General features: G+C 56.9%; 10 protein-coding genes and 2 pseudogenes. 6 read left to right on the top strand and 6 right to left on the bottom strand.

The annotated features are described in order from the left end of the window. Positions 1-23: 23 nt before the first annotated feature. The 5 genes and pseudogenes from A7Q00_RS00055 to rarD form a co-directional block, all read right to left on the bottom strand. Complete coding sequence (locus A7Q00_RS00055; RefSeq protein WP_064088627.1) at positions 24-542, bottom strand: hypothetical protein; 519 nt, start codon at positions 540-542, stop codon at positions 24-26. A gap of 22 nt (positions 543-564) precedes the next feature. Further along, positions 565-689, bottom strand: a pseudogene (locus A7Q00_RS13155) (IS5/IS1182 family transposase); the annotation flags it as partial. Positions 690-740: 51 nt separating this feature from the next. Next, positions 741-3,140 (bottom strand): DNA topoisomerase (ATP-hydrolyzing) subunit B, encoded by a 2,400-nt coding sequence (gene gyrB, locus A7Q00_RS00050; RefSeq protein ID WP_064088626.1) that lies wholly within the window; start codon positions 3,138-3,140, stop codon positions 741-743. 81 nt (positions 3,141-3,221) lie between these two features. After that, positions 3,222-3,575: a hypothetical protein gene (locus tag A7Q00_RS00045; protein WP_064088625.1), complete on the bottom strand. Its 354-nt coding sequence runs from the start codon at positions 3,573-3,575 to the stop codon at positions 3,222-3,224. Between the two features lie 175 nt (positions 3,576-3,750). Next, positions 3,751-4,686, bottom strand: a complete 936-nt coding sequence (gene rarD, locus A7Q00_RS00040) for an EamA family transporter RarD (protein WP_245637493.1) — start codon at positions 4,684-4,686, stop codon at positions 3,751-3,753. Between the two features lie 336 nt (positions 4,687-5,022). Between rarD and A7Q00_RS00035 the strand changes: the two genes are divergently transcribed. The 6 genes from A7Q00_RS00035 to A7Q00_RS00010 all read left to right on the top strand — a co-directional run bounded on the left by A7Q00_RS00035 (position 5,023) and on the right by A7Q00_RS00010 (position 11,999). Then, a complete protein-coding gene (locus A7Q00_RS00035) occupies positions 5,023-5,679 on the top strand; it encodes a hypothetical protein (protein ID WP_064088624.1) in 657 nt (218 codons plus the stop codon). A 201-nt stretch (positions 5,680-5,880) separates the two neighbouring features. Then, positions 5,881-6,702 (top strand): bifunctional DNA-formamidopyrimidine glycosylase/DNA-(apurinic or apyrimidinic site) lyase, encoded by an 822-nt coding sequence (gene mutM, locus A7Q00_RS00030; RefSeq protein ID WP_064088623.1) that lies wholly within the window; start codon positions 5,881-5,883, stop codon positions 6,700-6,702. 69 nt (positions 6,703-6,771) lie between these two features. Further along, positions 6,772-7,551: a 1-acyl-sn-glycerol-3-phosphate acyltransferase gene (locus A7Q00_RS00025; RefSeq protein ID WP_064088622.1), complete on the top strand. Its 780-nt coding sequence runs from the start codon at positions 6,772-6,774 to the stop codon at positions 7,549-7,551. Between the two features lie 191 nt (positions 7,552-7,742). Continuing rightward, positions 7,743-10,745 (top strand): YadA-like family protein, encoded by a 3,003-nt coding sequence (locus A7Q00_RS00020; RefSeq protein ID WP_064088621.1) that lies wholly within the window; start codon positions 7,743-7,745, stop codon positions 10,743-10,745. Positions 10,746-10,848: 103 nt separating this feature from the next. Beyond that, positions 10,849-11,298, top strand: a complete 450-nt coding sequence (locus tag A7Q00_RS00015; RefSeq protein ID WP_064088620.1) for a hypothetical protein — start codon at positions 10,849-10,851, stop codon at positions 11,296-11,298. An 89-nt stretch (positions 11,299-11,387) separates the two neighbouring features. After that, the gene (locus A7Q00_RS00010; protein WP_064088619.1) at positions 11,388-11,999 is read left to right on the top strand and encodes a nitroreductase family protein; all 612 of its coding nucleotides are present in this window, start codon (positions 11,388-11,390) and stop codon (positions 11,997-11,999) included. Between the two features lie 136 nt (positions 12,000-12,135). Here the strand turns inward: A7Q00_RS00010 and A7Q00_RS00005 are convergent. Then, positions 12,136-12,443: pseudogene (locus tag A7Q00_RS00005) on the bottom strand (IS630 family transposase); the annotation flags it as partial.

Genomic DNA, 12,443 nt, shown 5'->3' with positions numbered 1-12,443 from the left:
ATGTTTCAGGTAGCCTTTCGGGTTTATTGGGCTGAGCCGGAGGCTTCGTTGGCCGGGGTTGCGGAGGCGTCGGCGGGGTTTTTCAGCCAGGCGGCGGTGTCTTTGGCGAGGGTGTCGGTTACGCGTTCGAGCACGGAGCAGGAGCTTTTAAACATGCCGCCCATGCCGCCGAGGGAGCGGCGGGAAAGCTCGGTGGTGGCGGTTTGTTGGCCGTTTTCGTAGCGGGTGAGGCGGATGTGCATGGATTTGTAGTGGCCGGTGAAGGCGCTGCCGTAGCTGCGGGCGTCGGTAATCTGCACGTCGAGGCGGTTGGGCTGCGCGGCGAGGCTGTCGGCGCCGGTGGCCTGCAGTTCGATGCCGCCGGCTTTGGCTTGCTCGATGATTTTGCGGCTGAAGTTTGCGCCTAAATCGGTGCATTCTTGGCGGATGCGGTCGGCCACTTTGGCTTCGGGGGCGTAGGGAATGGTGTCGGCGATAAAGCTTTGGGCGTAGGCTTGGCCGGCGATGAGGAGGGCGGCGATGGCGGTGAGGCGGCGGAACATGGGGTGTCCTTTCGTGGTGGTTGAACGGTGGGGTAAGGGGGTATAGTGAATTAAATTTAAACCAGTACAGCGTTGGCTCGCCTTGCCGTACTATTTGTACTGTCTGCGGCTCGCCACCTTGTCCTGATTTAAATTTAATCCACTATAAATTTTCAGGTAGCCTTTGTAGGGAAGGTTACCTGAAAAATCTGTGCTGCTTTACGCATCAATATTTTGCGCAATCAGGGCGTTGGTTTCGATGAACTCGCGGCGGGGTTCGACTTCGTCGCCCATGAGGGTAACGAATACTTTGTCGGCGGCGATGGCATCTTCGATGCGCACTTTTAAGAGGCGGCGCACTTCCGGATCCATGGTGGTTTCCCACAGCTGTTCGGCGTTCATCTCGCCCAGCCCTTTGTAGCGCTGGATGGCCATGCCTTTTTGCGCACCGGCGAGCAGGATGTCGATGGCCTGCTCGAAGCTGTTTACGGGTTGCGGCTCGGCTTCGCCTTTGTGTAGCAGGGCGCCGGGCTCAACCAGGCCTTGGAGCTGTTCGGCGGTGCGGCTGATGGTTTGGTAGGCTTTGCTGTCGATGAATTTCTGGTCGAGATAGGAAACCATCACGTTGCCGTGCAGCTGGCGGGTGATTTTGATGAAATGGCCGCCTTCGTGGCCGTCGAGTCGCTCCAGCGCCACTTCTTCTTTGGCCAGCAGGGGGGTGAGGGCGGCAATGGCGGCATCGGTGCTCTCGGCGCTTTCGAGCGAAATGGGGGCGGTGTCGAGCAGGGCGTGCAGCACGAGGCCGTCGATGATGCGGCTTTCCTGTTCGATGGTGCTGCGGGCGCGGAGGAACTGTTTGGCGGCGCGTTCCAGCTCGGCGCCTTCCAGCGTGCGGCCGCCGGAAACGATTTTGGCTTTGTCCACGGCGAGGCCGAGCAGGAATTCGTCTTTTTCCGTGTCGTCTTTCAGGTAGCGTTCCTGCTTGCCGTATTTGGCTTTATAAAGCGGGGGTTGGGCGATATAGATGTAGCCGCGTTCCACCAGCTCGGGCATTTGGCGGTAGAAGAAGGTGAGCAGCAAGGTGCGGATGTGCGCGCCGTCCACGTCAGCATCGGTCATGATGATGATGCGGTGGTAGCGCAGTTTTTCCAGATTGAATTCTTCTTTGCCGATGGACGTGCCCAGTGCGGTAATCAGCGTGGCCACTTCTTGGCTGGCGAGCATTTTTTCGAAGCGGGCTTTTTCCACGTTGAGGATTTTGCCCTTCAGCGGCAGGATGGCTTGGAATTTGCGGTCGCGGCCTTGTTTGGCGGAGCCGCCTGCGGAATCGCCCTCCACCAGATAAAGCTCGGATAATGCAGGATCTTTTTCTTGGCAGTCGGCCAGTTTGCCGGGCAGGCCGAGGCCGTCCATCACGCCTTTGCGGCGCGTGATTTCGCGCGCTTTGCGGGCAGCCTCGCGGGCGCGGGCGGCATCCACGATTTTGCTGCAAATGATTTTGGCGTCTTGCGGATTTTCTTCCAAGAATTCGTGCAGGGCTTGGCTGAGCACTTCGTTCACCACGGGGGCGATTTCGCTGGAAACCAGTTTGTCTTTTGTTTGGGAGGAGAATTTCGGGTCGGGCAGTTTCACGGAAAGCACGCACACCAAGCCTTCGCGCATATCGTCGCCGCTGGTATCCACTTTGGCTTTCTTGGCGATTTCATTGGCTTCGATGTATTGATTAATGGTGCGCGTCATCGCGGCGCGTAGGGCGGTGAGGTGGGTGCCGCCGTCGCGCTGCGGGATGTTGTTGGTGAAGCATTGCACGGATTCTTGGTAGCTGTCGTTCCACTGCATGGCGCACTCTACGGTCATGCCGTCTTTTTCGCCGATGGTGTAGAAGATTTTTTCGTGCAGGGGCTTTTTGTTGCCGGTGGTGTAGCGGACGAAACCGGCTACGCCGCCGGATTCGGCGAAGTTTTCGTGTTTGCCGTCGCGTTTGTCGAACAATTCGATTTTCACGCCGTTGTTCAAAAAGGACAGTTCGCGGATGCGCTTGGCCAGGGTTTCAAATTTGTATTGCACCACGCCGAAGGTTTCTTCGCTGGCCATGAATTGCACGCGCGTACCGTGTTTGTCGGGCGGGCAGTCGGCCACGGCTTTGAGCGGGGCAACGGTTTCGCCGCGTTTGAATTCCACGAAGTGCTCTTTGCCTTCGCGCCAGATGGTGAGTTTCAGCCAATCGGAAAGCGCGTTCACCACGCTCACGCCCACGCCGTGCAGACCGCCGGAGACTTTGTAGCTGTTGTTGTCGAATTTGCCGCCTGCGTGCAGGATGGTCATGATGACTTCGGCGGCGGAGCGGCCTTCTTTGGGGTGGATACCGGTGGGGATGCCGCGACCGTTGTCTTCAATGGTGATGGATTCGTCGGCGTTGATGCACACGGTGATGTTGTCGCAGTGGCCGGCCAGCGCTTCGTCAATGGCGTTGTCCAGCACTTCGAACACTATGTGGTGCAGGCCGGAGCCGTCTTGGGTGTCGCCGATATACATGCCGGGGCGTTTGCGCACGGCCTCCAATCCTTCGAGGACTTGGATGCTGTCGGCGCCGTATTCTTGCTGGGTTTGTTCTGTCATGGTTGTTTTGCTGTGATGAGAATGAGTTTGAGGCTACCTGAAAAATGGCAGCGCAAATTGGGATGTTTAACCGGCAGCCGATTAGGCCAGTAGGGAGGCTTGGCCGACGATTTCGCCGGCGGGTGTGCCGTGCACCACCACGGCAGTTTCCAGCCTAGCTATGAGTGCGGCGAATAATTCATCTGCTTCAACGCGAGGCAGCCAAAGCCGGCGGAAGGCTTCGGCCTCGATGCCGCCGATGATGGTGATCATCAGAAGCTTGGCCTCTTGGCAGGGCATCAAAAGCTGGCTGAAAACGGCCTGCTGCACTTCGTGCACGAATGCCTCTGCTTCTGCTTCGTTGTTGATATTGCAGGCGATAAATAGGGCTGGGGTTTCTTGGCCGTTTTCGTTTTCCAGGATTTCGTAGCTGATGTCGGCGATTTCATTTGGCATGGGGTGGTGATGACAGGTATTGTTATATTGGGAAATGATGTGAGCTCAATGCGATTTCAGGCTACCTGAAACCCAACGTCCAATTATAACACATCTGCCCAGGCCGTTTTTGCCTGAAAAAGAAAAGGCTTCCGCTTAGGAAGCCTGGTTTTCATTTGATTGCAGCAGGTAATTTTCAGGTAGACTGTTCTGCCTTTTCGCGGCGCATAGTTTGGATGCCGTGATACAGCATCACGATGATGCTCGCCCAAATCAGGCTGTGGCTCACCATGGCCACCCAATCTAAATGCTCGCCCAGCACAAACACCGAAAGCAGAAACAGCAGCGCCGGCTCCAGATAGCTCAGCATGCCGAACAGCACCACCGGCAAAAGCTCGTTGGCTGTGAGGTTGACCTGCATTGATACCGCGCCGTTGAGCCCCAAGAGTACGGCAAATAAAAGCAGAATCGGCTTGGCCTCGATCATGGCCGGGCTGGGTGAATACATCACCAGATACCAAATAACGAAAGGCAGCGCCAAAATCAAATCCAGCAAGAGTCCGAGTAGCGGCGGTACGCCTTGCCAGCGGCGCATGATGTAATAAATCGGGAAGGTGGCGAACACGGCAATGGTTACCCAAGAAAATGTGCCGCTGTTCCAGATTTCCAGCGCCACCGCCGCCGAAGCCAGCAGCACGGCAACCAGCTGCAATCGATCGAGCCGCTCGCGGAACACCATCACCCCACCCAGCATCATCGCAAGCGGAAACAGGAAGTAGCCCATCGATACGTCCACGCCCTTGCCGTTTACCGGCGCCCACATATAAAGCCAAATCTGCCCGATCATAATCGGCGCGGGCAGCAGCACCAACGCCCAGCGGCGCACATTGCCGCCGATTTCGTGCAGGAATTTGGCCGCATCGTGTTTGGCCGAAGTGAGCAGCATAATAGAGAGCGCACAGGCAAACGTGCCCACGATACGCCAGGCAAACACATCTGTGCCGCTCATCGGCCGCATCCACGGGCCGAACATAAACAGCGAGCCGAACAGAATATTGGAGACCACGGCCGCAATAATCCCCTTGGCCATTCTCGACATATACAGCCTTTCGGAATTAAAGATAGTTAACATTATAAACATCTTCTCGCCGCTTGGCACGTTTTGGCGGTGTTTGTCCAAATATCCGTAAGAAAAAGAAAATATGGCAATGAATGGCCTATCTGTGCCGTGGATAAAGGCTACCTGAAAAATTCCGGCGATGGTTTGTGTGAAGTTGGGTTAATCAAGATGAAAAAGATTTGAGTTGAGTGATTAAGACGATTTTTCAGGTAGCCTCTGCGCACTGTAAAGGCTACCTGAAAAATATCGTGGCGCTTCAGGTAGCCTCTCTTGTTGATTAAACATTGCCCGGTTTGTCTTTCTCTTGTACTCTGCTGCCTCCCTGCAATCTTGTTTAAGGAAACTGAGATGTCTGTTTATGCTAAAGCTCTTCTGACGCTGCTGCTGGCAGCCTTGTGTGCCTGCCGTGTGGATGTAGGCCGCCATGATGGCGAGGCTGCCAGCCAGGCCGCTGCCGCCGCACCTGTTTTGCAAAGCGTGGAAGTGGGCAAAACCACGGTGGATCAGATACGGGCATTGTATCCCGATGCGGTGAAGATGGAAGATGGCGAGATAATTTTCGGCAACCGGAGGCTCGGCAGCGAATCCGGTGCGGTGGAAGTGTATCAGAGCAATGTTCAGAACGGCTTCCCGTTGCGCATGTTTGCGTTCGACGGCGAGAGCAAGCTGCTGCAAATGATGATTTTGGCGCGCACGGATAATGAAGTGGCGCCCTTGGTGAAAGATTTGGAAGCCGCCGGGTTTGCACCCTATCCGCACCTGAGCGCGGAAGAATTTACCGTGCTCAACAGCGGCATATCCGTTATGGCTGAAGATCGGGAAAAGTTTTTGGCCGAAAACGGTATACAGCAGTTTAAGCGCGGCAGCCTGCTGGCTTTTGTGACGGCTAAGGGTGTTAACAACGGCAAGGCCGGAATCGTTATCGTAAATCTCGCCTACGAGCCGGAACACCGCGCCAAATGGCAGCGGCAGGAGGCCGCCAAACAGCAGGCGGGGCAGCAATAGCCTGCCGCGATTGGGTTTTATGCAAACTCTTTAATATGCGTTTTCAGGTAGCCTTCTTGCGTGAAAGGGGCTACCTGAAAAACAGCGGGCGGCATTTGTGTCCGAGTTGCGCGGGGGCGGCCTGAAAATCGGTTTTCAGGTAGCCTAAACCATGCAAACGGTCTAAACTTCCCGCTTTGTTTATTTCCAACCCGAATTCCCATGCCCGAATTGCCCGAAGTTGAAACCACCCGCCGCGGCATCCAGCCCTATATGCAGGGCAAAACCGTGGCCGGGGTGGTGGTGCGCCAGCCGAAGTTGCGTTGGCCGGTGCCGCCGGATTTGGCGCGGCAGTTGGTCGGCAGCCGCATTGTGCACATCCGCCGCCGCGCCAAGTATTTGCTGTTTGAATTTGCCCACGGCGTGATGCTGCTGCATTTGGGCATGTCCGGCAGCCTGCGCGTGTATCCCGACGGCAGCGCGCCGCCGCCGGAAAAGCACGACCACTTCGACATCGTTACCGACGACCAAACCGTGCTGCGCCTGCGCGACCCGCGCCGTTTCGGCGCGGTGCTGTGGTTTGCCGGGCCGGCGGAGCAGCACCCGCTGTTGCAGCATCTGGGCCCCGAGCCGCTGCAGGACGAATTTACCGCAGGCTACCTGAAAACCGCGTTCTCGCGCCGCAAAAGCGCCGTCAAAACCGCGCTGATGGATAACAAAATCGTGGTGGGCGTGGGCAATATTTATGCCAACGAGGCGCTGTTTGCCGCCGGCATCCTGCCCACCCGCCGCGCCGACCGCGTATCCGCCGAAGAGTGCCGACGCCTGGTGGCGGAAATCCGCAGCGTGTTGCAGCGTGCCTTGAAGGCGGGCGGCAGCAGCCTGCGCGATTTTCTGCACAGCGACGGGCAAAGCGGCTATTTCCAGCAGCAATATCAGGTATATGGCCGCGAGGGCGAACCCTGCCGCCAGTGCGGCACGCCGATTGCGCGGCAGACCATCGGCCAGCGCAGCAGTTTCTACTGCCCGCAATGCCAGCGTTGAGGCCGTTTCCGGCAGCCTTTGGTTTTTCAGGTAGCCTTTTAAAATCCGACCGACAAACGAAACAAACACATGAACACACCATCCACCTCCGTCTTCACCCGCCTCTTCCGCATCCTGCACCTGCTGTTTTGGTTTTTCATCACCGCCTACCGCCTGTTCCGCCTGCGCGAATACAACCAGCACAGCAAAGACGTGATGCAAGACTTGGCGCGCAGTATGTTGAAAGTATTGCACATCCGTATCGAAGCCAATCCGAACAACCCGCCTTTCCCGCCCGTGTTCCTCGGCGCGGCGAACCACGTTTCCTGGCTCGATCCGATGATTCTGATGGCCATGTATCCCACCGTGTTCATCGCCAAGCGCGAAATCCGCTCTTGGCCGGTGGTGGGCGCGGTGGTGGCGCGTACCGGCGCGGTGTTCATCAACCGCAACAGCCGCAGCGATGTAGCGCCGGTAAACGAAGCCATCGTGCGCTCGCTCACGGCCGGGCACAGCGTGTCGTTCTTTCCCGAAGCCAAAGCCTCGGACGGCGTGGCGCTGCTGCCGTTTAAAGCCGCGCTGTTCCAATCCGCGCTAGACAGCGGCCTGCCCGCCGTGGCCGTGGCGCTGCGCTATTGCGACCGTGCCGGCCGCCGCACCACCGCCCCCGCTTATGCCGGCAATACCAGCCTCCTTACCGCGCTGTGGCGCATCGTCTCCATGCCCGAAATCATCGTCCGCGCAGACTGCTCCGAGCCGCTCACCCTGAACGCCGAAGAAGCCGCCGACCCATCCGCCCGCTTCCTGCTCAAAGACAAGGCCGAGGCTTTCATCAGCGCGATTGTGAACGGGGAAGACAAAGGCGCTTGAGCGCGTTTGCCCGAATTAAAGGCTACCTGAAAACGAGTCAAGCGAGTTTTCAGGTAGCCTTTTTTTATGCGGCAGATAGGTTTTTCCATTCACTATATTGAGTATATTCAGTATAATGCGCGGTTTTTCTCTATATGCAAACGCAGTTGGGCAGCAATTTGCAAAGTCTGCAACAATTAAGGAATATCGCAATGAACAAAACGTACAAAACTGTTTACAACGCCGTGAGCGGCACTTGGACGGCCGTTTCCGAGCTGGCCAAATCACAAGGCAAAAACACCACGCGGGCCGCTGCCGCTTTAGTGCTGCTGGCGGTTTCTCCCGCTTGGGGCGCACCAAATACCGGCACGACTACAGCGGGCGGTAATGCTATGCCATCTGGCCCAGACTATAAATTTTGTTATTACGACGACAACAGCAAAAACGTGGTTTGTGGCGATGCCACTACTACAGCGGCCGATATTGTAGGCGGCAATAAGCCCGGCAAATCTGTAGCCATCGGCTTATCGGCCAAAACGGCGGGCGAGAGCAATGTGGCTTTGGGTGCGAACTCTTCCGCTTCCAGCACGTCCGGCTTGGCTATCGGTGCAGACAGCAAAGCGCATCATAATCAAACGGTTGCTATTGGCGAACGTGCCAATGCGCTGGGTGAGGCAGATATCGCCATTGGCAAAGCGGCCGGTGAAAACGCCAACAGCACAGGGCGTAATATTGCCGTGGGAGAGGGTGCGGTAAAAGATGCGGTGTTGGCCAATAATGTGATCGGTATCGGTACCGGCGCGGCGCAGAAAATTAGCGGCCAGCACGTTATTGCCATCGGTACGGATGCCAACCAGGGTGTGTCCGGTGTAAACCAAGTGGTGGCCATCGGCTATAAAAGCTCCGCTGTAACATCACAGTCGGTTGCCATCGGCACAGCGGCTTCCGCTAAGCAAATCGGCGCATTGGCTTTGGGCAACAGCAGCAATGCGGCCACTGAGAGCTCAGTGGCAGTAGGCCGCTTCTCGCAAGCTTCCGGTGCAAACTCCATTGCCGTTGGCGGCGGCCGCAGCGCTGCGCAGTCGGCACAGGCAGGGGGTACGTATTCCATCGCTGTCGGCGCGGGTGCAGAAGCGACACACGCACAATCAATCGCCATGGGCTGGAATGCTGGTGCGAAATCTATCGGCACTGTGGCGGTAGGTGACACGGCACAGGCTTCAAAATTGTATGCGATTGCCATCGGTAACAAAGCAGAGGCATCGGGTGAGAAATCTGTTGTGATTGGCTCGAACGAAACGGCCACCAATATTGCCAAAGCCACCGGCAGACAGTCTGTGGCCATCGGCTGGACGGCCCAGGCAACAGGGTTTACCCAAGCAGTGGCCATCGGCCCGGATGCACAAGCATTGGGCGGACAATCCACTTCCATCGGTAACAACACCCGCGCCAGGGGCAATTCTTCCATCGCGATCGGCAGCGATGATTGGGATTTAGCCAAAGCCCAAGTGGACGCGGATTATCTACGGCTGACCGGCACGTCAATGAGCACCGGTTATCAAAGCACAGAGGCGGCTGAAGCCGCGATTGCCGTGGGTGTGAAAGCCCAAGCCACAGGCGCACTTTCCACTGCTTTCGGCCCGGGGGCGCAGGCCACAAAAGTAGGCGCATCTGCATTCGGTGTGGGTGCGGAAGCCGACAAAGACAAAGCCGTAGCCATCGGCGCAGGTTCGCGCACAAGCACCATCGCAACCCCAGTAACCAGCGCTACCGTGAACGGCGTGACCTACAGCGGTTTTGCCGGTGCCACCAATATTACGGATGGTTCGCAGGTTTCCATCGGTACGGCAGGCTACGAGCGCCAAATCAAACATGTTGCCCCAGGTGAAATTTCTGCCACGTCCACCGATGCCATCAACGGCAGCCAGCTTTATCACGTTGCCGCCCAAGCCGCCAATCCGCTCAAGTTTGACGGCGACAGCGGCACCACCGTTGAGCGCAAGCTCGGCACCACGCTCAACGTGAAAGGCGGCGCCACCGGTACGCTCACCGACAACAACATCGGCGTGGTGGCAGACAAGGCCAGCAACACATTGCGCCTCAAGCTCGCGCAAAACGTGGATTTAGGCAATGCAGGCAGCCTGAAAACCGGTAATACCACCGTGAACAACAACGGCCTGACCATCGCCAATGGCCCGAGCGTGACCAACACTGGTGTTGACGCAGGCAACAAACAAATCACCAACGTCGCCAGCGGCGGCAACACCGACAGCAATGCCGCCAATATCGGCGATGTGAAACGCATAACCAACCAACTTTCCACCAACATCCAAGCGGCGAAAACCGAAGTGGTGGCGGGCGACAACATTCAGGTAACCCATTCTCCAGGCGGTAATGGTCAAACCATTTACACCGTCAAAACCGTTGCCAACCCGACGTTTACCAGCGTGACCGCCGGTGGCAACACGCTGAACAACACGCCGATAACGGTAAACGGCAACACGGTAACCAACGTGAACAGCGCCATCAACCAAACCGCCGCCCAAGCCTTCAATCCGCTCAAGTTTGACGGCGACAGCGGCACCACCGTTGAGCGCAAGCTCGGCACCACGCTCAACATAAAAGGCGGCGCCACCGGCACGCTCACCGACAACAACATCGGCGTGGTGGCCGATAACGCCAGCAACACATTGCGCCTCAAGCTCGCGCAAAACGTGGATTTGGGCAATGCAGGCAGCCTAAAAACCGGCAATACCACCGTGAACAACAACGGCCTGACCATTGCCAACGGCCCGAGCGTGACCAACAACGGCATTAACGCAGGCAACAAGCAGATTAGTAATGTGGCCGACGGCACCAACCCCACCGATGCCGTGAACGTGCGCCAACTGCAGGCAGCCATGAATGGTGGCAGCAATGCCAACCAAAACCTGATCCAGCAGGTAAACAACAACCTGAATCAGCGTATCGACAAGCTGGAGGACAACAGCAACGCCGGCATCGCAGGCGGCATCGCGCAAAGCTCCATTCCGCAGGTAACCCGCGCCGGCGCGTCCGGTATCGGCGTAGGCACCGGCTACTACGGCGGCCAATCTGCGATTGCCGTGGGTGTGTCGTCTATCAGCGACGGCGGCAACTGGATTGTGAAAGGCTCGTTCTCCGTCAATTCCCAAGGCCGCACCGGCGTTGGCGCGGGCGCGCTGTATCAGTGGTAAAAAACAGCTGTATGTCTTGAAAAAAGGCTACCTGAAAGCCGGCTTCGCAAAAACTGCGCGGCACGGCATGTTCAGGTAGCCTTTTTGGGGCAGGGCAGGCAGAATGGCCGCATTGTCTTTTGCCGATAATCAAGCCATCTCCCCCGCGGGCTGTTGCAAACGTTATGCCAAAGAAAATATGCCGCCTATCCTCAAATCTTGGTTGAAAACCATCCTGCTGCCGCACCTATGCACTTTGCTGCTGATGGTGCTGATTATTTTGCCGCACACCATGACCATGCTGCGGCATGGAGAAATAGGATTGCTCGAAGCATTTGCCGTGCTACTTGCGCAGCTGCCGCTTTGGCTGCTCGGCGCTACGCTGGGCTGGTATGGCGTGCTCATTTTTCCGAACGTGCCGCCCGAATACACCATTGCCGTGTTGTCGGCGATAGCTGCCATGCTGATTGCAGGCTACCTGAAAAGGCATAGCGCCACAGGCAGATGCCTGGTTTCGCTCGCATTGTGGCTGTGGACTGCCTACGGTTTTCTGATGCTGGGTTTGCAAGGATAAGCACAGCAGCGTGAATACCCGACTGCGCAGGAAGATATTTCAGGTAGCCTGCCCCCATTCTATCCGCATCACACAGGAGAATCCCCCCAATGAACCACCAAACCATTATGCAGAACGCCGAAGCGCGCCGTTCCGTGTACGCGCTTAACCGTAACCTGCCCCTGCCGCCCGAAGAAATCGCCGCCATCGTCCGCCACGCGCTGAAATACAGCCCCTCGCCGTTCAACTCCCACTCCGTCCGCCTGCTCGTCCTGTTCGGCGCTGAACATGAAAAATTGTGGGACATTGCCGCTGAAGTGCTGCAGGCCGCCGCGCCGCCCGAAACCTTCGCCAAACAGACTGCGCCCAAACTCGCCGCCTTCCGCGCCGCCGCAGGCAGCATCCTGTTTTACCAAGACACGGACGTGGTTTCAGACTTGCAGCAGCGCATGCCGCTTTACGCCGACACCTTCCCCGTGTCCGCCGACAAAGAATTCGCCATGATGCAGTACGCGATTTGGACAACCTTCGCTGCCGCCGGAATCGGAGCGAACATCCAGCATTACAACCCGCTGATTGACGAAGCCGTCGCCCGAACGTGGCAGATTCCCGCTCACTGGCGGCTGCGCAGCCAAATGGTGTTCGGCGGCATTGCCGCCCCCGCCGCTGAACGCGAATACGCCCCCACTGAACCGCGCCTGCGGATTTGCGGGCTGGATTGAGAAAACATACCGCCGGTTTTTCAGGTAGCCTCTTGCCATCGCAAAGGCTACCTGAAAACGAAACGGCGGATTATTGGCATAGGCATATATAGTGAATTAACAAAAACCAGTACAGCGTTGCCTTACCGTACTATAGTCAATTAAAAACAAAATAGGACAGTAACGCATCGTCAAATCGGGCGTAATCAGACAATACGGTTCGAAGATACCGCTTAATATTCGCCCACACCTTCTCAATCGGATTGAGCTCAGGTGAATAGGGTGCAAGAGGCAATACCTTATGTCCCAATTTTTCCGCCATTTCCCGTAAGACACCTATACGGTGAAATCGTGCATTATCTAAAATAATCACCGATTTTTGAGTCAATGCGGGCAGTAGGCATTGCTGAAACCACGCTTCAAAAAAGACTCCGGTCATCGTATTTTGATAAACCATCGGAGCAA

This window comes from Eikenella halliae, assembly GCF_001648475.1.
GTDB lineage: Bacteria > Pseudomonadota > Gammaproteobacteria > Burkholderiales > Neisseriaceae > Eikenella > Eikenella halliae.
This window is presented reverse-complemented; position numbering and strand designations above follow the sequence as displayed.

Excerpts from the sequence above, each read along its gene's own strand:
- A7Q00_RS00055 (WP_064088627.1), bottom strand. The coding sequence starts at position 542 with ATGTTCCGCCGCCTCACCGCCATCGCCGCCCTCCTCATCGCCGGCCAA.
- gyrB (WP_064088626.1), bottom strand. The coding sequence starts at position 3,140 with ATGACAGAACAAACCCAGCAAGAATACGGCGCCGACAGCATCCAAGTC.
- A7Q00_RS00045 (WP_064088625.1), bottom strand. The coding sequence starts at position 3,575 with ATGCCAAATGAAATCGCCGACATCAGCTACGAAATCCTGGAAAACGAA.
- rarD (WP_245637493.1), bottom strand. The coding sequence starts at position 4,686 with ATGTTAACTATCTTTAATTCCGAAAGGCTGTATATGTCGAGAATGGCC.
- A7Q00_RS00035 (WP_064088624.1), top strand. The coding sequence starts at position 5,023 with ATGTCTGTTTATGCTAAAGCTCTTCTGACGCTGCTGCTGGCAGCCTTG.
- mutM (WP_064088623.1), top strand. The coding sequence starts at position 5,881 with ATGCCCGAATTGCCCGAAGTTGAAACCACCCGCCGCGGCATCCAGCCC.
- A7Q00_RS00025 (WP_064088622.1), top strand. The coding sequence starts at position 6,772 with ATGAACACACCATCCACCTCCGTCTTCACCCGCCTCTTCCGCATCCTG.
- A7Q00_RS00020 (WP_064088621.1), top strand. The coding sequence starts at position 7,743 with ATGAACAAAACGTACAAAACTGTTTACAACGCCGTGAGCGGCACTTGG.
- A7Q00_RS00015 (WP_064088620.1), top strand. The coding sequence starts at position 10,849 with ATGGCCGCATTGTCTTTTGCCGATAATCAAGCCATCTCCCCCGCGGGC.
- A7Q00_RS00010 (WP_064088619.1), top strand. The coding sequence starts at position 11,388 with ATGAACCACCAAACCATTATGCAGAACGCCGAAGCGCGCCGTTCCGTG.